Below are 25,767 nucleotides of genomic sequence, written 5' to 3'. Positions count from 1 at the left end.
GTGGCAACAGAGATGATTTCTGGTATGCTGTAACCACTTTTTACTAGCATGAGATTCCACATGAAACGGTTATTATTGACGCTGACTTTTCCTTTACTTTTTGTAGGCTGCGCGAGCCAAAATCCGACTCATATGGCATTTAGTCCACAGGTTCCAGATATTAGCCAACAGACTTCAAGACCGCTGCAAATCTCACTAGACACAATCGACACTCGTAACGCCGAATACGTTGCGCGTTTTATGGAAGAAGGCACCAAAACCCGTTTAGTCGGCCCAAGCGAGCCCCCTAAGTTATTGCTTGACGAAGTATTTCGTAACGGTTTCACTCAAGCGGGATACCAAATCGATCCCAGCGCAACCAACTCTGTTCAAATTCAATTAGAAGAATTACAGATGGATGTCACCAAAAAGACCTTTGGCTACGAAGCCAAACACAGCGTCCGTATCGCAGTTCAAGCACGTAATTCCAATCAAGAATTGGTCAAACGCTATAAAGCCAAGGGTGTCTTAAAAGGCCCATTAACTCCTGACTTTGCCACCTTAGAAATGGATATGAATAAGCTCCTCGGTCAACTCACAGGGGAGATTCTAAATGACCCAGAGTTAAACCAGTTTCTACAACAATAATTGCGCAAGTTTATAATGATTAAGGAAAGAATGATGTTTCGTTGGATATCCGCACTTTTAGTTCTCTGTGCAAGTTATAGCAGCTGGGCGGCAATCGACATTCAACCCGATAGCTTGTATCCCCAGGTCGAGTTTGATACGAGTTTAGGTAAGATTGTCGTCGAACTCGATAGAACTCGCGCGCCGATTACGGTTGATAACTTCCTCACCTATGTGGTCAAAGGCGAGTACAACAACACGATTTTCCATCGCGTGATCAGTGACTTTGTGGTGCAAGGCGGTGGGCTGAATCCACAATTAGAAGAGTTGCCAGCGGGCAAGCCGATAGTCAACGAGTCGGGTAATGGTTTATCAAATAGCATGGGCACCATCGCCATGGCGCGTGATAATGAGCCCCATTCTGCCACCCGCCAGTTTTATTTTAATGTTGCGGACAATACAAAGCTTGACCCATCAAAACGTCGTTGGGGATATGCGGTATTTGGTGAAGTGATCGAAGGTAAGCAAGTCCTCGAAGCCATGGCTGTGGTAGAGACCACTACTAATGCCAAACTGAATTGGCCCGATGTGCCAGTAACACCTATCATATTGAAAACAGCTAAATTACTCCCCAAAAAATAATCGAAAAAAATTTGAGCAAAAGCCCTAATCCTCCATCTATACTGTACAAGCAGAAAGAAAGGAGGCAAGGGTGACGATTGAAGAATTTATCGATAATAAAGCGCCCCAACTTGCAGTATATGGGAAAGCGTTTTTGAGTGATGAACTCGATTTCTGCGAGATCCAGCTCTATTTATGGGACACACTTGAAGAATGGCAACAACTCATTCCAACAAGTGAAGCGCAAACAGAAATGGAAACCGTGTTTTGGCACTTGCTCCATAGCTTTAGTAAGTGGCCAGACTGGATGATCCGCGGCAATCAGTACCTGTGTCAGCAGTTGCATGCGTGCTGTGACTTCCTCTGTTTGGGAGGCCAAATGCCCTCGGGTTGTATCGGTATCCGACCTTGAACAATCCCTTCTTAAAAGACTCAGCTTGCTGAGTCTTTTTATTTTTAGCTTTTGCAAACAAAATCGCTCTGAGTATCAAAAGGAGATACCTTGCCCCTTGAACCTAACCACATCTTACCCGTAAGCTAGGCGGATTCGACTCTTCGGCTAATACATATGTCTGTACCCAGCTTTACTCGTCGCACCTTAGATTCCTTGAGTGTTTATTACCATAAACGCGTTTTGATCCTGCTATTACTCGGTTTTTCTGCTGGCCTACCATTAATGCTAGTCTTTTCAACCTTGTCATTTTGGTTACGGGAAGCAGGTGTCGATCGCACCTCTATCGGTTATTTCAGTTGGATAGCCTTAGCCTATGCCTTCAAATGGGCCTGGTCACCGTTAGTAGATAGATTATCACTCCCTTTACTGACGCGCTTTTTAGGCCGGCGACGCGGCTGGATGTTGTTCGCCCAGTTGTTACTGGTCGGTGCAATTTTGGGGATGTCTTTTAGTGATCCCGTTAAAGATCTCGAACGCTTAGCTTTGTTTGCATTAATGGTTGCCTTTGCGTCTGCAACCCAAGATATCGTGATTGACGCCTTTCGGATTGAATCGGCTCCCGAAAAAATGCAAGCAGCCTTAGCGGCGGCCTATCAAGTAGGTTATCGCAGCGCCATGATTGTGGCGACCGCAGGCGCGCTGACCATCGCTGCTTGGGTTGAGCCAGGTAATACCGAATATAACTTAATCGCTTGGCAAACTTCCTATTTAGTCATGGCTGGACTGATGTTTATTGGGGTTTTGACTACGCTCTTTAGCCAAGAGCCACAGGTCGATACTCGCGCCGCCGATGAGACCGAATTAGCGGTCAAACAACGCTTAAGCGAGCGTTACCCTAAACCTATAGCTGCGAGTCTCTCGTGGATTTATACCGCCAGCATCCTGCCCTTTATCGACTTTTTTAAACGCTATGGCCGTAGTGCTATCTTGATTTTATTGCTGATTTCCTGCTATCGCATCTCGGATATTGTGATGGGGATTATGGCCAACGTGTTTTATGTGGACATGGGATTCACTAAGGAAGAAATTGCCTATTTAAGTAAAATCTATGGCCTTATCATGACCTTGGTTGGCGCAGCCTTTGGCGGAGTCCTGTTAGCCCGCTTCGGTACCATGAAGATATTATTTCTTGGCGCGCTGTTGGTTGCTGTCACTAATTTGCTCTTTGCTTGGCAAGCGGTCATTGGTTATAACGTCAGCTTTTTAACCTTTGCCATTTCGGTGGATAACTTCAGTGCGGGGATTGCCACCGCGGCCTTTATCGCCTATTTATCAAGCCTCACCAGCAGCGGCTATAGCGCAACCCAATACGCCCTGCTCTCTTCGATTATGCTGCTCTTCCCTAAGTTTATTGCGGGTTTCTCGGGCGCCTATGTCGACGCATTTGGTTATGTGAACTTCTTTGTCGCTGCCAGTGTGATAGGCTTTCCTGTGTTGTTACTTATTCATTTAGTGAATAAATACGCCCCCCACGTCAGTAACAAACCAGACCAGACCAAGAATAATCAGATATAAAAAGCCCCAAACCGTAAAGGTTTGGGGCTTACTGTATTTTCCACGCTTAAGTTAGCTTAACGCGAACTCAAGCCAATTTTCATGATTAATCGCGGAAGTTATTGAACTGGAAAGGCTGACCAAGATCTGCTTGACGCACTAACGCCATCACAGCTTGTAAATCATCGCGGGCTTTGCCCGTCACACGCACTGTGTCGCCTTGGATCTGCGATTGCACTTTAATTTTGCTATCTTTGACCATCTTAACGATTTTCTTGGCGATATCCGTCTCGATGCCCTGCTTAAAGCGCACTTTCAGGGAGAAAGTCTTGCCACTGTGAACTGACTTTTCGTCGACATCCATAGTCGAAGGCTCAACATTACGCTTGCTCAATTGGGAACGTAAAATATCTACTAACTGTTTGCACTGGAAATCGTCTTCTGCGGTGAGCGTCACCACATGATCTTTGTAATCGATGCTTGCATCTTTACCGCGAAAATCAAATCGGCCGCTGAGCTCACGGCGAGAGTTTTCGACCGCGTTACGTAACTCAACCTCGTCAACTTCAGACACAATATCAAATGAAGGCATAGTTGCCGCCCCTTAGGTGATTGTAAATACCCATAGTTTACCGACTCCCTCCCCCAAGTTGAAGGTTAACTTTGTCCCAGCAAGATAAAACTCGGCTTAGGGATGACTTTGGCGACACATTTTCCTATTATGGCGTCACACTAAGATAATCAAATTGTATTTGTGATAACTAAACACACCCTATTCAAACTGGCTTTAGCCGTAGCCTTTGTCGTGATCAGTTATCTGGTGTTCTCCAGACCAACCTATTCGCAAAGCATCCCCCATATCGATAAAGTAGGCCATCTTGGAAGCTTTTTCTGCCTCTCGTATCTGACCTATCTCGCCTTTCGTCCTAAGTGGTATTGGCTCTCACTGGTACTTGCAACTTACGCGATGTTAATTGAGATTGTGCAATCCCGCCTACCCTATCGCAGCGCTTCAATAGGTGATGTGTTGGCTGATTTTGCGGGTATTGCCTTGTTTTATTTTTGTCTTTGGGCCTATCGAAAATATGTTAGTGCCGCACAACTCAAGGAAGAATAATGTTAGGCCAAGATGTGCCATTAGCTATAGAGTCTCAAGTCACTAACATCGCGATTTTAGGCGCAGGTGCTGTAGGGCAATTGATTTGCCATCAATTGACTTCGGCGGGATTAGCGGTAGGCTTAATTGCACGGGACTCCTCGGTATCAAACCTTGAAGCAACTGATTGGCAAGACTTGGTATTTAGCCCTTTGTCCCCAAGCGATGCCGTTACTGACTCTGTGTCCTATCGAGTCCCGCTGCTTAGCGCCGACAAAGCCCACTTACAGCAAGTACAACTGTTGATTGTGTGCGTAAAAGCTTATCAAGTCATTGATGCAATAGGTCCTTTACTCAACAAGTTATCGCCACAATGTCATATCCTATTATTACATAATGGTATGGGGCCACATCTCGCGCTCGCACCAATGTTAAATGGCCGCGGCCTAAGCTTAGGCACGACCTCGCAGGGCGTATTACGTCAGTCATGTTGGCAAGTTAAGCAAACCGGCCAAGGCTTAACCCAGTTGGGTCACTTTACCGGCCCGGCGTTACCACAAACGCTGCGAGATAACCTATTACATGCCATCCCAAACAGTGAGTGGGTTGAGGCGATTATCCCCTGTCTTTGGCAAAAACTGGCCGTAAACGCCGCAATCAATCCTCTTACGGCGCTGCATCAATGCCCCAACGGCGCTTTGGCTCAAGCGGAGTTTAGTGACACCATTGCTAGTATCCTAGATGAATTAGTCGACGTTGCCACACATGATGGGATTGAGCTCGACAGGCACTTCTTAGAGGAGCGCGTCTATCGAGTGATTGAACTCACAGCCGCAAACTTCTCATCGATGCACCAAGATGTTGCAAACCACAGACTCACCGAGATAGACCAAATTAATGGCTATATTTGTGACCGCGCCAACGCGCACAGTTTAAGTGCAGCAACTAATGCCAAGATGGTCAGCGCTATTAAACAGCTTTCGGCAATAACGTTACCACGATAACTGCATATTCAATTGATTTTAAATAGATTTAATATAAGCCTGCCGTAGAAAATCATTTTCGATAATACTTAACAGTGTTTAAATGCACCCTAATTGGCTTTTTTACATTTAACGCACCAAGGGCGCGCACCAAGTCAGGGCGTGCTCATCTATTTTTGCACTATTTTGCAGCAAAAATAAGATTTATTTGGGTGCACCACATTATTAACATAATGATAATAAAACGTTTATTGTTGTGGCCTAATTCCTGCTATATCCAACGAACTGATGCCTGATGTTCGTTGGAGAATAAAGTTGAAACTCATCACCGCAATTATTAAACCTTTCAAAATTGATGATGTACGTGAAGCGCTCACTCAACTGGGCGTCCACGGCATGACAGTGACTGAAGTGAGGGGTTTTGGCCGGCAAAAGGGGCACACAGAGCTCTATCGCGGCGCCGAATATGCTGTCGACTTTCTTCCCAAAATGAAGCTTGAAATCGCGATCCACTCAGAGCTTGAAGAAGCTGTAATCGAAGCCATCATCCAAGCCGCTCGCACAGGCAAAGTCGGTGACGGTAAAATTTTTGTCACTCCGCTCGAACAAGTGATCCGCGTTCGCACCTCTGAAGAAGGGAGCGATGCCATATGATCAATCCAAAATCTAAGTGCAGTTATCAAGCGTTACTTATCCTCATCGCGAGTAGCTTTACCGCTCCAGTATTCGCCGATGAGGTGCAGTTAAGTGGTGCCAACACCGCGTGGATTTTAAGTTCATCAGCCTTAGTATTACTGATGACGCTCCCAGGACTGGCATTATTTTACGGTGGACTGGTGCGTAGCAAAAACGTGCTCTCCATTTTAATGCAGTGTTTTTCGATTGCTGCTATTGCCTCAATACTCTGGTTTGTCGTGGGTTACTCCATCGCCTTCGATACAGGCAATGGTTTTATCGGTGGGCTAAATAAAGCATTTTTAGCCAGCATTGGTCGTGAGAGTATGAGCGGTGACATTCCCGAACCTTTGTTTATGCTATTCCAAATGACCTTTGCCATTATCACGCCAGCGCTGATTATCGGCGGCTTTGCTGAGCGAATGAAATTTTCTGCGGTACTCATATTCTCAAGCACTTGGCTGCTGTTAGTCTATGCACCTATCACCCACTGGGTATGGGGTGGCGGCTGGTTAGCTGAGCTTGGGCTCTATGACTTTGCCGGCGGCACAGTCGTACACATTACCGCAGGAGTAGCGGCACTGGTTGCAGCAAAAGTACTTGGCCCACGCAGGGGATTTTTAAACTCAGCGATTATGCCCCACAACTTGACCATGACTGTCACAGGTGCGGGCATGCTGTGGGTGGGCTGGTTTGGCTTTAATGGCGGCAGCGCCTTAGGCGCCAATGGTACAGCGGCAATGGCGATACTCGCGACCCATTTGGCGGCGTCGATGGGTGCCATCACTTGGGCTGGGATTGAATGGTATAAATTTGGTAAAGCCAGCGCACTTGGTATCGTTACAGGTATGGTGGCGGGTTTGGGAACAATCACGCCTGCATCGGGTTATGTTGGCCCAGCAGGAGCCTTAGTGATTGGTTTTCTTGGCGGGGTGGTCTGTTTCTTTTCAACGGTTTACATTAAACAAAAATTGAAGATTGACGACTCTCTCGATGTATTTCCTGTCCATGGTGTAGGCGGCATCCTCGGTACGTTGCTCGCAGGCGTTTTTAGTTCGACTCAACTTGGGATCTTTAGCGGCTATGGTTTTGCCACTGTTAACGACACTATGATTGACCAACTCGGCGTCCAAATGATTGGTATCGCGGCGACCTTTAGTTATACCGCAGTAGTGACTTGGCTCTTGTTTATCGTTATTAGCAAACTCCTTGGAGGACTGCGTGTCAGCAGTGAGCAAGAAGTGAATGGGCTCGATCTTTCTGAACATGAAGAAACGGGTTACAGCCTGTAAGCACATCAACCTCTGCGCAAAACCTATAACCGTCAGGATACCTATCCTGACGGTTGTTGTTAGTTGCGTTTCTTCAGCCAAAGGGCAAGCTCATCTAATTTCATCGGTTTAGCGAATAAATATCCTTGCAGAAAATGCACATCACGACTGATTAAATAATCCGCCTGTTCCTGTGTTTCTACCCCTTCTGCTACAGCGACATAATTCATTTTATGGCAGAGTTCGATAATAGTATCGAGCACATGGGAAGTGACCGAATCTTGGCCTATGGTATCGATAAAGCACTTATCTATTTTAAGGTAGTCCAAGGTAAAGGTTTGCAGCAGCGATAAGGTCGTCTGTCCGGTGCCAAAATCATCAATAGCGACTAAAATGCCAAGCTCACGCAATGCTGTAATTCGCTCGCACATATCCGCCGTTAATAGCTGCCGCTCGGTAATCTCAATCAAAGGTTGAACACCAATTTGAGAAAAAGCATCCTTTAAATAGCGAAATTTAGCTTCAATATCACTTTGAATAAAATGCTCAGGCGCTACGTTAAAGCCAATTCGAAACCCTGGCTGCACGGAAAACAGACTAAAATCGGCTAAAGCGCGTTCAAAAATATAATTAGTTAGCGGCACGATCAGTTGGCTCTGCTCCGCGATGGGAATAAATAGATCTGGCCGCACCAAGCCCATTTGCGGATGTAGCCACCGCACTAATGCCTCAACCCCTTTAGCCTTACCGTCTTCAGTACAAATAATAGGTTGGTATACAAGGAAAAATTCTTTATTTTCGATCCCGCTTCTAATATCGTCGGCCAGTGAATAGCGGTTATTTTTACGCCAAAGATGTAAACCGACTAACCAAGTAAATGCCAAAAAAACGGGGAGCGATAGCCCAAAAGATATCCAGAAGAAGTACCAAAAAAACGCTTGCGAGACCTCAAGTAGGATCACCAATTCCGAATTATCAGCCTTTACGGCAACAACTTTCCCATCACCAAACTGTGGCACAGTCGGCAATGTCGCGCCCTTCAACCCCAATACCACATTCAGCACAGGACGAGGAAACACCTCTGGCTGAATAAAGCTGTCGATAAAATATTGCCCTTCAATAATCACAACCGCTCCACTCGTTTGGTTGGCCTGCGTAGCAATAACAATGATGGCAGGGACACCTAAACGCGCAGGCGTTTCAGGAACAATAAAATAAGTAGGCTCTTTTAGGGTCGGTTCAGGTAAGAGTGTGTTCAGTGGAAAATCAATTTCACCATTTGTGGATGAACAATAAAAACCATAAGCATTAAAAAGCAGTACACCACGATAATAGGGCTTAAACTTCATATACTCATTGAGATCACTACAATCACCTTGACTAAGAGTGATGGCATACTGACCAATTGACTCAGACTGGCTTAATAAATCCTCAAGCCGTTTGAGATTAAACTCACCAACTTCATGCACCTTTTTCTCAACCAAATAACTCGTCACCATAAAACTGGATGCGATAGCCAAGACAACAGGAACAGACAACATAATGAATAAATGCTTGCCTGAAAGATCGTACTGGGAGATGAATAAGCGTAAAAGTGACGACAGGCTGTTAATACGATTCTGCATCCGGAATCCTTATCTTGTTGCCGCTATAGCGATTTATCTTGGTTAAACATTGCGTTGCATATGATAAATATAAAACAGCTCAAATACTCATCCCCACATCACGAGTATGGCAGCAACTGCAATGAGTGCTAGACCAAGCATTTCTTTTATTTTTACGCGTTCCTTCAACCAGAATGCGGAAATCAACATCATAAAAAAGATTTCCACTTGGCCTAAGGTTTTCACATAAGGGACAGTTTGTAACGACATCGCACTGAACCAACCAATAGATCCAAAACAACTTGTAGTACTGGTCAGCAAGGTTAACTTAGGCCGTTGTAACAGGCCGATTAATGTTTCTTTATCCTTTAAAACCAAGTAACTGGCTAGCACGATTGTTTGCAGACTAATCACCAACAACAATACCCAAGCCGCACTATGAGGAAAACCGACATCTAACCTCAAACTAGCTTCTCGCACCCAAAGCGAAGTCAGCGCAAAGGCGCTGCCACTGGCAATGCCAAGGAGCACTGTGCTTAGGGATAGCTGCCTAAGCCCCTGCTTAGCACTCAGCAAAAATACAGCGATACCGCCCAAGATAACCCCAACCCAGCCGAGTAAGGATAAATGGGTACCAAAGAACAATGTTCCTAAGATTGCCGCGACTATTGCCTCACTCTTAGCAAGCCCGGCACCAATAGCAAAGTTTTGCTGCTGGAATAGCTTAACCATCAGGCCGGTCGCAAGGATCTGCATCATGGATGCGCCGATAATAAAGCTGAAAAATTCCGCCGTAAAATGTGGTAAGCCGACATTATTCCAAAGATATAATAGTGCAAGATACAAGGCCGCAATTGGGCCTGCCCAAATAAACCGCGCTAAGGTGACGCCCGCGACCTTAACCTCTTTACTCAGTTGGCTCTGAAAGGCATTGCGCCACGCCTGCATAAACGCAGCGAGCAAGGTAAACAAAATCCACATAAACCTATTTCCACCAAAGCATGTTCTCTTGCTTCGACGCAAAAGATAAGACAAGCATCATACCCCACATGGAAACATTAGACACGACACAAAGACTGATAAATGCCTTTGAGATCATACGCTAGTATGGTCATCGATTAAATAATCGCTATAAAAACGAATAGAAAATATACATAATAATTTGAATATTAATTATGGATGTATAAATTGCATGAAAGAGCCAATAATTGATGCAATAAATGACGCCCATGTATAACCCAACACAGCCATTAAAACCGCGATAGACCCTAATTTAGGATGGAAAGCACTCGCGACAACAGGCGCTGAAGCTGCTCCCCCAATATTACACTGACTTGCAATAGCAAAATACAATATGGGCAGTTTAAAATACAAACAAAATAATAATAGAATAATTATATGAGTAAAAAACCAAATCAACCCAATAATAAAATAGTAGAATATGGATTGAAATGAAGCAAACTCAATATTTAATCCAATATTCATAATCATAAAGTACAGCAAAAAAAAATGAAACAAACCTGACTTGTTTAACAAACACATGTCTTGCATAGGTCATGGAGAGTAAAATACCTAAAAGTGTTGACAAAATCATAGACCAAAAGAAACTTGATCCTAGGTTATAATGCAATAAATAAGGAAAACGATTATTCACTGTTAGGGATAAAAATTCGGAGACCGAATGACAAAACAAAAAAATAAATAATGAAAAAGAAATGAGTAACATACAGCCAATAAAATGTTTTTTGCCATTTAACCTTGTTATATCATCTTCAATAAAAACAGGTAAATTGTTCAAATCAGCATCCAACATTCTATCAATCGCTTTTTGTTTTTTAGCCAAAAACAACAAAATAGCCATCCATACGCCAGAAAAAACCACATTTATCGTCATCATTACTGCAAAAATGGCCTCGCCAACTTGATGAATTTCTTTGACTACAAGTTGGTTTGCTGTACCACCCAACCAGTTCGCCATTAATGTTGCCATGCCACGCCATGCTGCATCGCCACCTTGCCATAAAAGCTCTTCTGGAAATAATTTAGAGCCAATCCATAAACTAATTGGCCCTCCAATACAAACACCAACAGTTCCGATGAAAAACATCAATAAAATCTTTCCACCGACTGACTTTAATGTAATAAAATCCGTACTCACAATTAGCAAAAATAAACTAAATGGAATTAAGTGCGCTTTAAAATAGTCATCAACACTTGACCTACTTGCATCTACCACATTAAAAAAACTAAATACAGCTGGTAAGGTATAGCAAATGAACATGACAGGAAAAACACTATAAAAGCGTTTAAAAAAAAGACAAGATGAAGAGTTTGAATATAACACAACGACAAGAAGTGAGATTAAAAACATAACGATTCCACATTCTGAAGAAATCATTTATTTCACCCACTTTCTAACTAGCATTATTTAAAAAATTCAAAAAAATATTAGACTGTAATGAAAGTTCATCAGACTCTCGCTGGATTGACCAATAAGTGCGTTTATAATCCCATCCTTTCAAATCGATCAAACATAACTCCCCCCGCTCTAACTCTTCTTTTATAGCCACATAGGGTAAAACACTCAAACCTATACCCGTTCCAATTGCACGTTTAATCGCCCCAATAGTAGACATACAAATGTCATTTCTGACATAAACGTTTAAACTTTTTAACAATTGAACAGCCCTAATATGTGACAGAGAGGACTCATGGTCAAAAACCCACAATTGTTCACTTAAAATATGACTAGAACATGCTTGCTTTGCTACAGGATGTGAGCACCCACTTACAATGCAAAGCTTATCTTGCATCCATTGATCGCATATTAGATTTCTACTTGCAGGCTTGGCATCAATGAAACCTAAGTCGATTTCTTTTTCTGATACCATTTTTTCAATCACCAGACTATTCTCTATTATGAGTTTAATTTTTACGTCTGGATATTTATCTTTAAATAATGGGATCTTTCTGGATAAAACATAGTTACCAACCGTTTTACTGCTACCGATCACTAAACAACCTTTAACCCCATCCTCAGCAAAATTAAAAAGCTTCTCTAATTCATTTCCCTTACTAAGCATTTCATTAGCATAAGGCAGAATAATTTTTCCATGGGCATTTAGCTCCAAGCCACCACCAGCTCTTTCAAACAGTCGACATCCTAGCGAGTTCTCTAATTCTTTCAGAGCCATACTCACTGCAGGAGTTGACATGTGCATCAGTTTTGCCGCTTTTGAGATCTGCCTCTCGGTACAGATAGCCTTAAAGATCATTAACTGCCTTAACGTAATGCGCATCTACATCCCCAATAAACTCCAGTTGGAACAAGATAAATGAAAGATACATTTTTTAACATGACTGATATCTAATTTTAATAAAGCGGTCTATTAGACCGCTTTATTTTATATGTTCTAAAAAAGGTATCTTGTTGAAAAAGAAATCAAAGTATCGTCAAACTCATTATTACCTTTTGAATCTGAGTACTCGCCTTCAAAGTAGCTTACTGCTGCACCAAATGTTAATTCCTTCATCAGATTATAATCGACACCAAGTGAATATTGACTCGCATCACTATTATTTAATGTTTTAAGATCTGCACCAGCATTTTTGGTAACTTTCCCCAGACCAGCATCATCTTTAAGGTACTGAAACTTGAAATCATATTTATTAACAGGAATACTCATACTTAATAAATATGAATTGCCTTTAACATTTTCATAGATACTGGATTTAGAATACTGATATATCGCCCCCACTTTTATAGATGAAATAGCAACACCAGCAACAACTCTTGTTGCCTCTAACAAATTTAGTCCATCAGCATAGGCGAGAGAAAGATAACTATTTCCTTTTTTAAATGAAGGATCACCATATACTATACTAACAGCATAATTGTTTTGATTGTCAGCAAGCATTGGATTTTTTTGATTAAAATCATCATCGAAAGCATATGTAATGCCAAGAGACATGCCTGCAACTTTTGCAGTATTGATCGTGACTAAATCACCTAACCGGTCATTACCTGCAATAATCATATTCATATCACTTGATGTAATATTGAATAGATCGACTTTACCTTCTGAAGTTTTGAATACAGTATCATTTCGCCCAAAAACGACACTGCCATATTTAACCTTAAAGCCTAAATATGAGTTACGCGGTTTAAAAATATTTGTATCATCATTATCAAAACTTTCAACTCCAGCTTCGAACTTATATATCAAACTAAAATCTTCATGCACATCATAATCACCTTTAATCCCAACGTATGAGGCAAAATTCTCAAGTGAAAAACCATTAACCCTTTCATTACCAGAAATACCATGACTAGAGTTTGATACACCAAGCCACAATCTCCCATAAAAATCTAAGGGCTCAGATAAAGCTTGATTAGAACAAAGTAATAAAGCAACAGGCACAAAACAATTGGTATATTTCATAAATTTCATCCTTTAACATAAAAACGTAATTATGCTAATTCTATGTTAAAGATTCCGTTTGAACTTTAATCACACCTATAATATAAAAATGATTAATTAAAAATTATTTAAAACAATTTCAATTTTATTTAACCATAATAATTTATTGCGCAACATCACCATTTAACAATTAATAAAAAAATATCATAAGTGATGATTACCTCAATAAAACTATAATTGGAGAATTATATGAAGTTAACACTTTTAAGTTTTGTCTTGTGCTCAATCTTTTCTACAGCATCTTGGGCTGCAAATGACAAAAATGATCTGGCCTCTTTTCATAAAGAAATGGGAGGATGCAAGAGCTGCCACACTCAACCAGGCAAAGTATCTGACAGTGAAACTTATGAAAATCAGCAATGTAAATCATGTCATGGTGAATACAGTGCTTTGGCTAATCCTAAACTAAAGCTAGATCCTCACGCATCACATTTAGGTGATATTAACTGTACAAGCTGCCATAAAGGTCATGAAAAACCCAAATTATACTGTAATGAGTGCCACTCATTTAAAGGGCTTGAGATGCCTTTTAATAGTGCACAATCTAAAGAACCATGGGATAAAGGTTGGGACAATGATGCAATCAGCAAGGCGATTGCAGCTGGTCCAAAAGAAACGACGGATGTCATTGTTGTCGGAGCGGGAAGCGCAGGGTTTAATGCTGCTATCGCAGCGAAAAAAGCAGGAGCGCAAGTAGTATTACTCGAAAAAGGCCCATTTAGTGGTGGTAACTCTATGCTTGCAGCTGGCGGTGGCTTTGTTTCCTAAAAGCACAAATAACTACAGAGTGCTTCCTGAGCGCCAGTATGGTGCTTAAAACCCTTGTTTCATCGTCAGTCGTTTATCTGTAATCAGAATATTATTTTGATTTAAACCCGAAAAACATTGGATTTCACTATTAGGAAACAAAGCCGCTGGCGGTTACAATGCAGTAGGAACTGCTCAGCAAAAAGAACATAAAGTGGATGATAAAATTGAGTGGTTTGTTGAAGACACAATGAAAGGTGGTCGCTATGCCAATGATCCAAAGTTAGTGCAAATATTAGCTGAGCAATCTGCTGATGGTATTAAATGGTTAGAATCTTTAGGTGCAAACATGGATGACTTAAAACGCTCAGGTGGCGCAAGAGTTGACCGCACCCATAGACCCACAGGAGGTTTAAGCGTTGGTCCACATATCATTGATGTATTGAGAAAAGCTTCAGTAAAAGAAGGGGTCGATACTCGGCTTAATTCTAAAGTTGTCAAACTTGTGATTGATGAAGACCAAAAAATTGTCGGCGTAGTCGTCCATGGAAAACATTCTGGCCACTATATGATTGCTGCTAAATCAGTTGTTCTAGCAACCGGTGGATATGGTTTTAATAAGGAAATGGTCGCATTTTATCGTCCAACGTTTAAAGGGATGACTAGTTCTAATAACATTACTTCCACTGGTGATGGTATTGAGCTTGCCAAAGCAATCGGAGCGAGTATGACCGATATTGATTGGGTACAAGCTCATCCAACTGTGGGAAAAGATAGCCGCATTTTAATCTCCGAAACTGTTCGAGGGGTAGGTGCAATTATGGTTAATAAAGATGGTAATCGTTTTGTCAGTGAATTAACTACTCGCGATAAAGCATCAGATGCCATTCTTAAACAGCCTGAACAATATGCTTGGTTAGTCTTTGATAATGAGCTTTATAAAAAAGCTAAAATGGTTCAGGGATATGACCATTTAGATATGCTTGAAAAAGCAAATACAGTTTCTGAACTTGCTAAAATTACAGGCATGAAGGAAAGCTCATTAGAAAAAACGGTTTCAAACTACAATCGTTATTTTAAACAAGGTAAGGATGAAGAGTTTGCTCGCGAACAAATGCCATTGCCACTAGAAAAGGCGCCTTTTTATGCCGTAAAAGTGGCTCCTGGTATCCACCATACTATGGGTGGTGTCGCCATTGATACCAAAGCTGAAGTGCTCGATATTCAAAGTAAACCGTTAGTCGGCTTGTTTGCTGCTGGCGAAGTCACAGGTGGTGTACATGGGTATAATCGCTTAGGTGGCAATGCCGTTGCAGACACTGTGATTTTTGGAAAAATTGCAGGCACTAATGCGGCAAAACATGCGTTAGAAACTAAGTAACTCAAGCTCAGATGTACTAGTTCAGAGAGGCGTGGAATCGCCTCTCGTCACATCTCATCGCAAGCTTTATTCATCATGATTATTGGCAATCAATTTATTGCCTGACTTCAAAAGCTCCCAGCTATTTTTGAGAGGTTAATTTAACCTCTCTTTTTTTACTTGCTGGTATCAATTGGCTCGAAGGATTTGACTAAATCATCCATCGCTTTCATCTGCTTCAGATAATTTTCTAACTGGTGCAAAGGTAACGCACATGGACCATCACACTTAGCGTTATCTGGATCTGGGTGAGCTTCGATAAACAGACCTGCTAAGCCTAATGCCATGCCACTACGGGCTAATTCAGTCGCCTGAGCACGACGGCCTCCCGCTGAATCAGCACGGCCACCAGGGCGTTGCAATGCGTGGGTGGCGTCGAAAATCACCGGATAACCCGATTGCTTCATCTCGTCCATACCCAGCATATCTACTACTAGGTTGTTGTAACCGAAGCATGAACCACGTTCACACAGGATAATTTCATCATTACCCGCTTCATTAAACTTAGTGATGATATGGCGCATTTCGTGGGGGGCTAAAAACTGCGGCTTTTTCACGTTGATGATAGCGCCCGTTTTCGCCATCGCGACAACAAGGTCTGTTTGGCGCGCTAAGAAAGCTGGTAATTGAATAATATCAACCACTTCAGCTACAGGCGCACATTGGTAAGGCTCATGCACATCGGTAATGAGTGGCAGATTGAAGGTCTTTTTGATTTCTTCAAAAATCTTTAAGCCTTCTTCCATGCCTGGACCACGGTAAGAGTTGACAGAAGAGCGATTAGCCTTATCGAACGATGCCTTGAAAACATAGGGGATCCCTAGTTTTTGAGTCACTTCGGCATAGGTTTCAGCAATCGACATCGCGAGATCGCGAGACTCAAGCACATTCATGCCACCGAATAGCACAAAAGGTTTATCGTTTGCAATTTCGATTGAACCTAACTTTATGATTTTATTACTCATCGCAACATCTCTCTCAAATACTAGACTCTGTCCAGCGGAAAACTGAATATTGGCACTAGAGCGACTATACCGCAACTAGCTGTAAAATTTGGCCACAAATCCAAGCCATATACGTTCCTAACACATAACCAAATACGGCCAACAGCACCCCGACGGGAGCTAATGCAGGGTGAAACGCAGCAGCCACAACGGGCGCTGATGCCGCGCCGCCCACGTTAGCCTGACTACCTACCGCCATATAAAATAATGGCGCTTTAATTAGCTTAGCAATCAATAACATAAAGCTAGCGTGCACAATCATCCAAATAGTACCCACTAAAAAATATAATGGTGTATCAAGGACTTTACTTACATCCATATGCAAACCAATGGTCGCCACTAGAATATACAGGAAAGCCGATGCAACCTTAGATGCCCCCGCTGCCTCCAAATGGCGCAAAGGACTAAAAGACATCGCTAAACCTATGGTGGTCACAATCACCACTAACCAGAAGAACTTCGAGGTAAAACTGTAGTCCTCGGTCCAAGGATAATTGGCCTCAAAATACGGGCCGAGGAAATCGGCAGCAATATGGGCTACGCCCGTAATACCAAAACCAACTGCCACGATTAGCATAAGATCACGTAGGCTTGGAATGCGCGCATTTTCAGCGTGATACTGTTCAACTTTGTTCTTTAAAGTTTCAATCGCCGTCGTATCCGCACCGGTTTTAGCATCGATTTCCTTGGCCTTTGACGCCATAAACAACAATACCGCCATCCAAATATTGGCCACAATTACATCAACTGTCACCATCACGGAGAAGATATTGCCACCGACTTCATAAATTTCTTTCATCGCCGCTTGGTTAGCACCGCCGCCAATCCAGCTACCCGCAAGGGTCGTCATACCGCGCCACACCGCATCAGGGCCATCAACACCAATCAGCGATGGCTCGATCAATGACACCAGGAGTAAAGCAATCGGGCCGCCAATGACAATACCGATGGTGCCCGTTAAAAACATGATCACAGCCTTGGGCCCAAGTCCTAAGATGGCTTTTAAATCCACGCTTAAAATCAACAACACCAAACAGGCGGGCAATAAATAGCGAGAAGCTACAGGATAAAGCTGTGATGTATGGCCATCAATCACCCCAAAGGTGTTTAGCAATGAAGGCAAGAAATAGCAGAGTAATAACGCTGGGATGAAACGGTAAAACTTTTGCCAAAATGGATGACTGCTCGTACTGGTATAAAACACAAATCCCAGAATCGTCGCTAAAATCCCCAGCGCTACCGCGTCATTGGTAACTAATGCCGTACTTGCCATGTGTGTTCTCCCTGTTTGGTACAGTTGTTATTGTATTTATGCTAAAAACTGCCGTTTGCAGTTAGTGGGCAAACTTCCCATTCGCCCGGTTAGTTATTGTTTTAGAAAAACAAGAAGAGCCTGTAAGGCTCTCCTTTAAGATTTAATGATAGATTTCAGCGTGTTCACTGAGTTCTTTGAGCTGCATCTTAACGATTTCGATAACAGGATCGTGTGGGCTGTTATCGACAAAATGTTGTAGATCGGCCGCAGCAACATTAATGCATCCAAGTTGCTGCGCAATAAAAGCGCGCTCACGGTTCAAATGCACATCATCAGGATGCCACTGAAGCAACAAGTTACAACACTCCATCGCCGCCTCAAATTGATGGGAGACAATACAACCCGCCTTAAGCTCATGCAGCATGCGCGAAATCAGCTTCTTTACCGACGCCGCCTTTAAGTAACTTGGCTTAAGTTCAGCCGCATTACCCAACTCACCGCGCACTAACACATGCAGCTGGTGTTTCGTCAGCTCTTTACCCGTCAGCGGATCGTGATAACGAACAACGCCACCAACGTTACTGCGAAGCACGGTATTACCCGGTAATAGCAGGGCCTCGAGCTCTAAATCGAGCTGCTTGGCCAGTAGCATCAATACCGTTGCCAGCGTGGTGCTATTACCCTGTTTAGTGATAAGACAAGTGCCTAAGTCCGCCGCTTCGGTGCTGAAGTAATTATCGCGAACACAGAACCCCAAATCCTGATAAAACCAACGAAACAAAGCCTTTAAGCGTTGCTGTTGATCTACCAGATAATGACTTAATACGGCTCCAGCCAATTCAAACCAAGCCCATTTCGCCGCTTCGAGGTTTGAAAAGCCAAGGTGAGCACCTACATCCAATGCCGACTCGGGCAAAGAAATGCCATCTTGCAGAGTGTATTTACCCATTAACCCAATAATACCGCTTGTTTAAAATGCGCCAATTTAGCCGCGTAGACCAACCAACCTATAGCGCCGAGAAAGGCGAATACTTTGAAAAGTTTGTTTCTGTTGGCTTTTATTGCAATTACACCCAAGGCAATATAAGCAACGACAGCGCCAATCTTTTCGGTCAACCAAGGATCCACAAAGGGATATTGCTTGATCATAAAGCACAAAGTTAAACCAGAAAGTAGCAAGAAAGTGTCAATCACATGGGGAGCGACTTTAAAGACCTTCTTGCCCATCAGTGCTGACTGACGTAAATGCAACACAAAACGAACGACAAAAAACAGCACACTCACGGCAATTAAGGTTAAGTGCAGGTGCTTAACAGCAGGATAAAGACTGTAAAAAGTTTCCATTGTGATACTTATGGCCAGTGACAAAGGCGCTAGTTTACCCTAATCATAACGCCAGACCAATGCCTAACACTCGAGATTCACAGACGGGCCCCGTCGCGCACTTTGCAGGAAACCATGATGAATTTAATGATAATTGACGATGAGTCCACCGAGTTTGCCGACACGGTAAAGCAAAAAATCGTCGAATTTAATCAGCAGCACTGGCAAACGCTGCAACGCCAAAACCTAGGCTTAAAGTTGCAGGATGAGCAAGACACCTTACTTGCGGGCTTAAGCGGCAAGACCTTCGGCAATTGGTTCTTAATCGACTATCTGTGGGTGGATGAAGCATTACGCCAGCAAAACATCGGCTCACGCTTATTACTCGAGGCTGAAAGCAAAGCCAAACAACGCGGCTGCCAATTTGTTCTGCTCGATACCTTAGATTTTCAAGCAAAACCTTTCTATGAGCGCCACGGATATCGAGTGCAGTGGGTACAGCAAGCCTATCCCAAAACTGGCAGCAAATTCTTTATGGTAAAGGAGCTGTCTTCTTAAAGATAAAATGTGATTTTAAGACGTCTTATTATGAGCTTATAAAGACTAATAATTTCAACAGATACATAGACAACAACGCCATTGACGGGTAATCAATGGCGTTTTTTGGCACTCAGCTGGATTGGAGCAAATATTAAATTCCAATCAATCCCATCCACTTACCCATAGTGCATCTATCGTTGCTGCCAAAATCCCGCACGGTAGCGACATTTTGGTAACCTAGCTCTGTGAGTTTTGCCCTGAGTTTTACTGCTTGTTCAAAACCATGCTCAAGCAATATATAACCATTCGGCTTTAAATAATCTCGAGCAGTTTTTGCAATGTAGTAAAGATCAGCAAACCCTTCATCGGCGGCAGTAAGCGCACTTTGTGGCTCAAAACGCACATCACCTTGATGTAAATGCTCGTCAGCCTCATCGATATAGGGCGGATTAGAAACAATTAAATCAAAGTCACGGGAAGTGATAGCGCTAAACCAATCGCTTTGTAGTATCTCAACCTGTTCAAGTTTCAGATTAGTGCGATTCGCCTTTGCCAGCGCGACCGCATCTTCCACTTTATCCACCGCGGTAATTTGCCACTCGGCGCGTTCAGAAGCCAAAGCCAGTGCAATCGCGCCGGTTCCCGTTCCCAGATCGAGCACTTTTGCATGACTTTCAAGGGGTAGGTTGAGGGCGGATTCGACGAGGATCTCAGTATCAGGACGAGGGATCAAGGTCGTGTCATTCACAATAAAGGGCAGTGACCAAAACTCACGCTCGCCAACAATGTGAGCCACAGGTACGCCTTGCTGACGCCGTTGCACCATTTGCTGGAAGCGTTTCCACTGTTCTACGCTCAAGGCTTTTTCAGGCCAAGTGTACAGATAAGCACGATTCTTATTGAGGCAATACAATAATAAAACCTCTGCATCCAAATGGGCGGATTCAGAGGTTGAAGCTAGCTGTACATAGGCCCATTGCAGGGCCTCGGCGATACAGGATTGATCAGCCAAAATTACCCCTGCTCGTCAGCGAGTGCGGCTAATAAATCTGCCTGATGTTCTTGCATCAGCGGTCCTAAAATCGCATCCAAGTCACCCTCCATCACTTCATTTAAGCGATATAGGGTTAAGTTAATACGGTGTTCACTCACGCGGCCCTGCGGGAAGTTATAGGTACGAATCCGCTCAGAACGGTCACCACTGGCGACCAGACTACGACGAGTTGACTCTTCAGCACTGCGGCGTTTTTCATCTTCTACGGCTTGGATACGCGCCGCTAACACGCTCATTGCTTGTGCGCGGTTTTTATGTTGCGAGCGTTGATCCTGACATTCCACCACAATCCCAGTTGGAATATGGGTAATACGAATGGCAGAATCGGTTTTGTTAACGTGCTGACCACCGGCGCCCGATGAGCGGAAAGTATCAACCTTAAGATCGGCAGGATTAATGGAAATCGCCTCAGCTTCAGGCACTTCATGCATTACTACCACAGTTACTGCGGAAGTGTGAACTCGGCCTTGTGACTCGGTTTCAGGTACACGTTGAACGCGGTGACCACCGGATTCAAATTTGAGTTTACCGTAGGCGCCTTCACCACTGACTTTAACGATGATTTCTTTAAAACCGCCATGCTCGCCTTCGTTCGAGCTCATGATCTCGAGCTGCCAACGGTTGGCTTCAGCATAACGGCTATACATACGGAATAAGTCGCCCGCGAAGATCGCCGCTTCGTCGCCACCCGCACCGGCACGAATTTCGATAAAGGCGTTAGTGTCGTCGTTAGGATCTTTTGGTAGTAACAGAATTTGCAGTTCGGCCTCGAGACGTTCAAGTTCAGCTTTAGCAGCCTTGATTTCTTCCTGCGCCATTTCGCGCATTTCAGCGTCATCTTCTTCCAGCATTTCCTTAGCAGACTCGAGATCCGCCTGTGCCTGCTGGTAGGCTTTAAAGCCTGCAACTACTTCTTCTAACTGAGAATATTCTTTAGATAACGCACGAAAACGATCCTGATCGGCAATGACAGACGCATCACCAAGCAAAGCTAAGACTTCTTCGTTGCGCTCAAGCAAGCCTTCCAGCTTGCGGATAACGGATTCCTTCATTTAACTCGCTAACCTTAGTTTTTATCTAATCCGAGCGCTGTTCTTAACTGACCTAATGTATTCAAATCCCCCTGACGGCTCGCCACCGTGAGGGCTTGGGTGGGTGCGTGAATGAGTCTATTGGTCAGGCGATTGGCTAGTTCAATCAATACCTGCTCAGTGTCGCCCCCCTGCGCTAATTTATTCAGGGCGCGTTCCACTAACTCATCCTTTATCGCCATGCTCTGGCTGCGATACTCGCGAATACTATCGACCGACTCTAAAGAACGCACCCACTCCATAAAGAGGTGAGATTGTTCTTCAGTAATTAATTCAGCTTGCTCGGCGGCCTCCTTACGGGAAGCCTTATTCTGCTCAATAATGCTATGCAGGTCGTCCACTGTATACAGAAACGCATCGTCCAAATCGGCGACTTCCGGCTCAATATCCCGGGGAACTGCTATATCAACCAATAACATAGGTTGATGGCGACGCTGCTTTAGCGCTTTTTCTACCATGCCTTTACCAAGGATTGGTAGCGGGCTGGCGGTAGAGGATATCACGATATCGGCTTTAGGGAGAAAATCTGGTATCTGTGCCAGCGTAATAGCCGTAGCATTGAACTCTTCACACATGCTTTGAGCGCGCTCTAAAGTACGGTTTGCCACCACCATAGAGGCAACACCGTTATCTTTAAGATGCTTAGCTACTAGCTCTATCGTTTCACCCGCACCGATTAACAGTACCTTAGTGGTCGACAGCGAAGAGAAGATATGTTTTGCCATGCTCACGGCCGCAAAAGCGACCGATACAGCAGCGGCACCGATTTCGGTTTCGGTACGCACTTTTTTAGCAACAGAGAAAGTATTTTGGAACAAGCGGTCAATAGTTAAGGCGACAGTGCCGGCTTCTTTGGCTTTGACAAAGGCTTGTTTAACTTGACCAAGAATCTGCGGCTCACCCAGGATCAGCGAGTCAAGACCCGAGGCAACGCGCATCAAATGCCTCACCGCCTCTTGTCCGTGATAATTGTAGAGGCAGGGCGCGACATCTTTATGCTCTAGGCCATGAAATTCTTCAAGCCATTCAATGATATCGGCCTCATCGCCATTGTTACAATACAACTCAGTGCGATTGCAGGTCGAGACGATAACGGCTTCACCGGAGCGCGTACGACTGGCCAGACTCTTCATGGCATCATGAATTGTGTCTGGAGAGAAGGCGACTTTCTCACGCAGGTCTACCGTGGCTGTTTTATGGTTAATACCGATTGCTACAAGGCTCATCTGACTCTTTTCTAGATTCTTGGCGTCTATCTTAATAAGGGCATTCTACTGAATTGGCCCAACTAAAAACAGAATACGCTTAACAAAACCGAATAAAGGTCTAACTTCTTACCTAAATTTTCTATCAATGATAGACAATTACCGATTAGCACGACTGAAGTTATCCCAAGTGACTGCCAATGGAAATTTTACAAATGGCATTGGTATTCTTTCCAAGCCCTCGTATCATAAGGACTTTGGTATATCAGTTATAGATGAATAATTTGAAGCGCTTCACAAAATCCATTTTCTCTTGTATCGCCTTGAGCGGACTATTGTTTTTAGGCGGCTGTGAAACACTGCCGCCTATGACCGATCTCAGCCCTATTACGGTCGATAATGCAGCCCAAGCTAAAGCGTGGGAGCTACAGGGTAAACTCGCTATCCGCACACCTGAAGATAAGCTCAGTGCCAATCTCTATTGGCGCCACAGCGAGGAGCGCGACGAGCTCACGCTCACGACGATGTTAGGTACTACAGTATTGACTTTGGAGGCGACGCCTCACTCGGCTCACCTACATATTGATGGCAAAGATTTTCGTGATAATAACGCCCAAGCCTTGCTTGAGCGCGTCAGCGGCTGGTCTATCCCGATTAATGATTTGCCCCTGTGGATCACAGGACAAACTGGCAGTTTAGATCGTGTTATCGCCGTTGATAGTACAGGTCAAACTAAGCAACTGCAAAATGTGCAAACGCCACCGCCTTGGTTAGTCACATTTTTAAGCTGGCAATCCCAAAGTGGCGCTAAGGTGCCTTACCAATTAACGCTCGAACGCGGTGATTTACAGCTCAAGCTTCAGCTCAATCAATGGCAAGCCTTAGGTAAACCCTCAATACTGCTCGGAGAAAAACCTTAGCATGTCCCAAGAGATTTCACGCAATTGGCCAGCTCCCGCCAAACTCAATCTGTTTTTGCATATCAACGGACGCCGCAGTGACGGTTATCATGAGTTGCAAACCCTGTTTCAATTTGTTGACTGTTGCGATCAACTCGACTTTCGAGTGACTGACACACCTGAACTGATTTTGCACTCGGACATGTCAAACGTTGTCGCGGATAGCGATAACTTAATTCTGCGAGCCGCAAAATCACTGCAACAATCTACAGGTTATCCTGGCGGTGCAGAAATCTGGCTCGATAAACGTCTGCCCATGGGCGGCGGTTTAGGCGGTGGCTCCTCGGATGCAGCCACCACACTTGTCGCCTTGAATCAGTTATGGAATACCCAATTGTCTCATGATGAATTAGCGGCAATTGGATTAAAACTCGGTGCCGATATCCCTGTTTTTATTCATGGTTTCGCTGCATTTGCCGAGGGAGTTGGAGAGTGTTTACAGACGGTTAATCCCGCTGAATTATGGTATTTAATCATTGCCCCTGACGCCCATGTTTCCACCGCAGCGGTATTCCAAGATCCGCAGCTGCCGCGTAATACGCCTAAGCTTGGTATTGATACTTTACTGAGCCAATCTTGGAGAAATGATTGCCAAGAACTGGTCGTATCTAAATACCCTCAAGTTGCCAAGGCCTTAGGCTGGCTGCTAGAATATGCGCCGTCGAGAATGACCGGAACGGGCGCATGCGTGTTTGGGGAGTTTTCGTCGCAGCAGCAAGCTCTCGCAGCCTTGGCGAAATTACCGTCTGATATGCAAGGATTTGTTGCAAAAGGGATGAATATTTCGCCGCTCATAGTGCGACTCAATCGTCCATAAACTACTTTCTTCTAGAGCAACTTTTTTCACGATAGCCCACGGGTCCGCTCCCGTCCCCGCATCGTCGTTGCTCTAGCCACTAAAATATAAAGCAAACGCCTGAGGTTCATACAGTGCCCGACATCAAGCTCTTTGCTGGGAATGCCACCCCCAGTCTCGCTAAGAAGATAGCCGATCGTCTATTTTGTAAACTCGGAGACGCAGTGGTTGGTCGTTTCAGCGATGGTGAAATCAGTGTCCAAATCAACGAAAATGTACGTGGTGCCGATGTGTTTATCATCCAATCCACCTGCGCGCCGACTAACGATAACCTCATGGAACTGATCGTGATGGTTGATGCGCTACGCCGTGCATCTGCTGGTCGTATCACTGCTGTTATTCCTTACTTTGGTTATGCTCGTCAAGACCGTCGCGTCCGCAGCGCACGTGTACCTATTACGGCAAAAGTGGTTGCTGACTTCCTGTCTAGCGTCGGTGTTGACCGCGTTTTAACCTGTGATTTACACGCTGAGCAGATCCAAGGCTTCTTCGACGTTCCTGTTGATAACGTATTTGGTAGCCCAGTGCTATTAGAAGACATGGTTGCGAAGAAGTTAGATAACCCTGTGGTTGTCTCTCCTGACATCGGTGGCGTGGTTCGTGCTCGCGCAGTGGCAAAACTGTTAGACGATTCTGATTTGGCCATTATCGATAAACGTCGTCCACAGGCAAACGTTGCACAAGTCATGCACATTATCGGCGATGTTCAAGGCCGTGACTGCATTATCGTTGACGATATGATCGACACAGGCGGCACTCTGTGTAAAGCGGCTGAAGCCTTGAAAGAACATGGTGCAAACCGCGTATTTGCTTACGCAACTCACCCAGTGTTCTCTGGCAAAGCGGCTGAAAATATCACCAACTCAGTGATCGATGAAGTGATCGTCACAGATACCGTACCTTTAAGCCCTGAAATGCTGAAAGTGGCGAAAGTGACTCAACTGACGATGTCGGCTGTATTGGCGGAAGCCATTCGCCGTGTAAGCAACGAAGAGTCTATCTCTGCAATGTTCAGCCACTAATCTTAC

At 44.1% G+C, this 25,767-nt stretch carries 28 protein-coding genes; 14 read left to right on the top strand and 14 right to left on the bottom strand.

The window, feature by feature from the left end:
• The first annotated feature begins 60 nt into the window (after positions 1-60).
• From AEA42_RS10965 to AEA42_RS10950, 4 genes are all read left to right on the top strand, one after another.
• On the top strand, positions 61-627 hold the full coding sequence (locus AEA42_RS10965; protein ID WP_037421857.1) for a YajG family lipoprotein: 567 nt from the start codon (positions 61-63) through the stop codon (positions 625-627).
• 33 nt (positions 628-660) lie between these two features.
• The gene (locus AEA42_RS10960) at positions 661-1,248 is read left to right on the top strand and encodes a peptidylprolyl isomerase (RefSeq protein ID WP_011073582.1); all 588 of its coding nucleotides are present in this window, start codon (positions 661-663) and stop codon (positions 1,246-1,248) included.
• Between the two features lie 70 nt (positions 1,249-1,318).
• A complete protein-coding gene (locus AEA42_RS10955; RefSeq protein ID WP_037421860.1) occupies positions 1,319-1,639 on the top strand; it encodes a hypothetical protein in 321 nt (106 codons plus the stop codon).
• Between the two features lie 156 nt (positions 1,640-1,795).
• Entirely contained in the window at positions 1,796-3,196 is a 1,401-nt protein-coding gene (locus AEA42_RS10950; protein ID WP_055647728.1) for an MFS transporter, read from the top strand.
• A gap of 85 nt (positions 3,197-3,281) precedes the next feature.
• Here AEA42_RS10950 and AEA42_RS10945 read toward each other — a convergent pair whose 3' ends face one another.
• On the bottom strand, positions 3,282-3,767 hold the full coding sequence (locus AEA42_RS10945) for a YajQ family cyclic di-GMP-binding protein (RefSeq protein WP_037422293.1): 486 nt from the start codon (positions 3,765-3,767) through the stop codon (positions 3,282-3,284).
• 162 nt (positions 3,768-3,929) lie between these two features.
• Here AEA42_RS10945 and AEA42_RS10940 point away from each other — a divergent pair, with 162 nt between their 5' ends.
• The 4 genes from AEA42_RS10940 to AEA42_RS10925 all read left to right on the top strand — a co-directional run bounded on the left by AEA42_RS10940 (position 3,930) and on the right by AEA42_RS10925 (position 7,221).
• Positions 3,930-4,292 carry a VanZ family protein gene (locus tag AEA42_RS10940; protein WP_037422291.1) on the top strand — a complete coding sequence of 121 codons (363 nt, stop codon included), beginning with the start codon at positions 3,930-3,932 and terminating at the stop codon, positions 4,290-4,292.
• A complete protein-coding gene (locus AEA42_RS10935) occupies positions 4,292-5,275 on the top strand; it encodes a 2-dehydropantoate 2-reductase (RefSeq protein ID WP_055647727.1) in 984 nt (327 codons plus the stop codon). Before AEA42_RS10940 ends, AEA42_RS10935 begins: the two co-directional genes overlap by 1 nt.
• Positions 5,276-5,569: 294 nt before the next feature.
• Positions 5,570-5,908 (top strand): P-II family nitrogen regulator, encoded by a 339-nt coding sequence (locus AEA42_RS10930; RefSeq protein ID WP_037422289.1) that lies wholly within the window; start codon positions 5,570-5,572, stop codon positions 5,906-5,908.
• Positions 5,905-7,221: an ammonium transporter gene (locus tag AEA42_RS10925; RefSeq protein WP_055647726.1), complete on the top strand. Its 1,317-nt coding sequence runs from the start codon at positions 5,905-5,907 to the stop codon at positions 7,219-7,221. The genes AEA42_RS10930 and AEA42_RS10925 overlap by 4 nt, the downstream gene beginning before the upstream one ends.
• A gap of 59 nt (positions 7,222-7,280) precedes the next feature.
• Here the strand turns inward: AEA42_RS10925 and AEA42_RS10920 are convergent, their stop codons facing one another.
• From AEA42_RS10920 to AEA42_RS10900, 6 genes are all read right to left on the bottom strand, one after another.
• Positions 7,281-8,825, bottom strand: a complete 1,545-nt coding sequence (locus tag AEA42_RS10920; RefSeq protein ID WP_055647725.1) for an EAL domain-containing protein — start codon at positions 8,823-8,825, stop codon at positions 7,281-7,283.
• An 87-nt stretch (positions 8,826-8,912) separates the two neighbouring features.
• Positions 8,913-9,785 (bottom strand): DMT family transporter, encoded by an 873-nt coding sequence (locus AEA42_RS10915; RefSeq protein WP_055647724.1) that lies wholly within the window; start codon positions 9,783-9,785, stop codon positions 8,913-8,915.
• 192 nt (positions 9,786-9,977) lie between these two features.
• Positions 9,978-10,289, bottom strand: coding sequence for a DUF819 family protein (locus tag AEA42_RS23045; RefSeq protein ID WP_280938059.1), 312 nt, complete (start codon positions 10,287-10,289; stop codon positions 9,978-9,980).
• Positions 10,267-11,202: a DUF819 family protein gene (locus AEA42_RS10910; RefSeq protein ID WP_231640382.1), complete on the bottom strand. Its 936-nt coding sequence runs from the start codon at positions 11,200-11,202 to the stop codon at positions 10,267-10,269. Before AEA42_RS10910 ends, AEA42_RS23045 begins: the two co-directional genes overlap by 23 nt.
• A 16-nt stretch (positions 11,203-11,218) precedes the next feature.
• Positions 11,219-12,103, bottom strand: a complete 885-nt coding sequence (locus tag AEA42_RS10905) for a LysR family transcriptional regulator (RefSeq protein WP_055647723.1) — start codon at positions 12,101-12,103, stop codon at positions 11,219-11,221.
• Between the two features lie 114 nt (positions 12,104-12,217).
• Complete coding sequence (locus AEA42_RS10900; protein ID WP_055647722.1) at positions 12,218-13,246, bottom strand: porin; 1,029 nt, start codon at positions 13,244-13,246, stop codon at positions 12,218-12,220.
• Positions 13,247-13,474: 228 nt separating this feature from the next.
• Between AEA42_RS10900 and AEA42_RS22295 the strand changes: the two genes are divergently transcribed.
• Positions 13,475-14,053, top strand: a complete 579-nt coding sequence (locus AEA42_RS22295; protein ID WP_156312331.1) for a cytochrome c3 family protein — start codon at positions 13,475-13,477, stop codon at positions 14,051-14,053.
• 193 nt (positions 14,054-14,246) lie between these two features.
• Positions 14,247-15,413 (top strand): flavocytochrome c, encoded by a 1,167-nt coding sequence (locus tag AEA42_RS10895; RefSeq protein ID WP_231640381.1) that lies wholly within the window; start codon positions 14,247-14,249, stop codon positions 15,411-15,413.
• 155 nt (positions 15,414-15,568) lie between these two features.
• Here AEA42_RS10895 and kdsA read toward each other — a convergent pair whose 3' ends face one another.
• The 4 genes from kdsA to AEA42_RS10875 all read right to left on the bottom strand — a co-directional run bounded on the left by kdsA (position 15,569) and on the right by AEA42_RS10875 (position 19,055).
• Entirely contained in the window at positions 15,569-16,417 is an 849-nt protein-coding gene (gene kdsA / locus AEA42_RS10890) for a 3-deoxy-8-phosphooctulonate synthase (RefSeq protein ID WP_037422272.1), read from the bottom strand.
• Between the two features lie 64 nt (positions 16,418-16,481).
• Entirely contained in the window at positions 16,482-17,729 is a 1,248-nt protein-coding gene (locus AEA42_RS10885) for a DUF819 family protein (protein WP_055647721.1), read from the bottom strand.
• A gap of 142 nt (positions 17,730-17,871) precedes the next feature.
• On the bottom strand, positions 17,872-18,660 hold the full coding sequence (locus tag AEA42_RS10880; protein WP_037427842.1) for a tetratricopeptide repeat protein: 789 nt from the start codon (positions 18,658-18,660) through the stop codon (positions 17,872-17,874).
• Entirely contained in the window at positions 18,660-19,055 is a 396-nt protein-coding gene (locus AEA42_RS10875; protein ID WP_037422264.1) for a SirB2 family protein, read from the bottom strand. Before AEA42_RS10875 ends, AEA42_RS10880 begins: the two co-directional genes overlap by 1 nt.
• A gap of 117 nt (positions 19,056-19,172) precedes the next feature.
• Here AEA42_RS10875 and AEA42_RS10870 point away from each other — a divergent pair, with 117 nt between their 5' ends.
• The gene (locus AEA42_RS10870) at positions 19,173-19,592 is read left to right on the top strand and encodes a GNAT family N-acetyltransferase (protein ID WP_055647720.1); all 420 of its coding nucleotides are present in this window, start codon (positions 19,173-19,175) and stop codon (positions 19,590-19,592) included.
• A 133-nt stretch (positions 19,593-19,725) separates the two neighbouring features.
• Here AEA42_RS10870 and prmC read toward each other — a convergent pair whose 3' ends face one another.
• Genes prmC through hemA form a run of 3 tightly spaced genes read right to left on the bottom strand, consistent with a single transcriptional unit; the run spans position 19,726 to position 22,945 of the window.
• The gene (prmC, locus tag AEA42_RS10865) at positions 19,726-20,586 is read right to left on the bottom strand and encodes a peptide chain release factor N(5)-glutamine methyltransferase (RefSeq protein WP_037427846.1); all 861 of its coding nucleotides are present in this window, start codon (positions 20,584-20,586) and stop codon (positions 19,726-19,728) included.
• 2 nt (positions 20,587-20,588) lie between these two features.
• Positions 20,589-21,680 carry a peptide chain release factor 1 gene (gene prfA / locus AEA42_RS10860; RefSeq protein WP_037422256.1) on the bottom strand — a complete coding sequence of 364 codons (1,092 nt, stop codon included), beginning with the start codon at positions 21,678-21,680 and terminating at the stop codon, positions 20,589-20,591.
• A 14-nt stretch (positions 21,681-21,694) separates the two neighbouring features.
• On the bottom strand, positions 21,695-22,945 hold the full coding sequence (gene hemA, locus AEA42_RS10855) for a glutamyl-tRNA reductase (protein ID WP_037422253.1): 1,251 nt from the start codon (positions 22,943-22,945) through the stop codon (positions 21,695-21,697).
• Between the two features lie 254 nt (positions 22,946-23,199).
• On the opposite strand from hemA, the gene lolB reads away from it, so the two are divergent.
• From lolB to AEA42_RS10840, 3 genes are all read left to right on the top strand, one after another.
• The gene (gene lolB, locus AEA42_RS10850; RefSeq protein WP_037427848.1) at positions 23,200-23,844 is read left to right on the top strand and encodes a lipoprotein insertase outer membrane protein LolB; all 645 of its coding nucleotides are present in this window, start codon (positions 23,200-23,202) and stop codon (positions 23,842-23,844) included.
• A 1-nt stretch (position 23,845) separates the two neighbouring features.
• Positions 23,846-24,700, top strand: coding sequence for a 4-(cytidine 5'-diphospho)-2-C-methyl-D-erythritol kinase (gene ispE / locus AEA42_RS10845; RefSeq protein ID WP_055647719.1), 855 nt, complete (start codon positions 23,846-23,848; stop codon positions 24,698-24,700).
• Between the two features lie 113 nt (positions 24,701-24,813).
• Positions 24,814-25,761 (top strand): ribose-phosphate pyrophosphokinase, encoded by a 948-nt coding sequence (locus tag AEA42_RS10840; protein ID WP_037422243.1) that lies wholly within the window; start codon positions 24,814-24,816, stop codon positions 25,759-25,761.
• The last annotated feature ends 6 nt before the right edge of the window (positions 25,762-25,767 follow it).

The sequence above is a fragment of the Shewanella sp. Sh95 genome (genome assembly GCF_001308045.1).
GTDB classification, from domain to species: Bacteria; Pseudomonadota; Gammaproteobacteria; order Enterobacterales; family Shewanellaceae; genus Shewanella; species Shewanella xiamenensis.
Note: the sequence above shows the minus strand (reverse complement) of the source record. Positions and strands in the feature narration are given on the sequence as shown.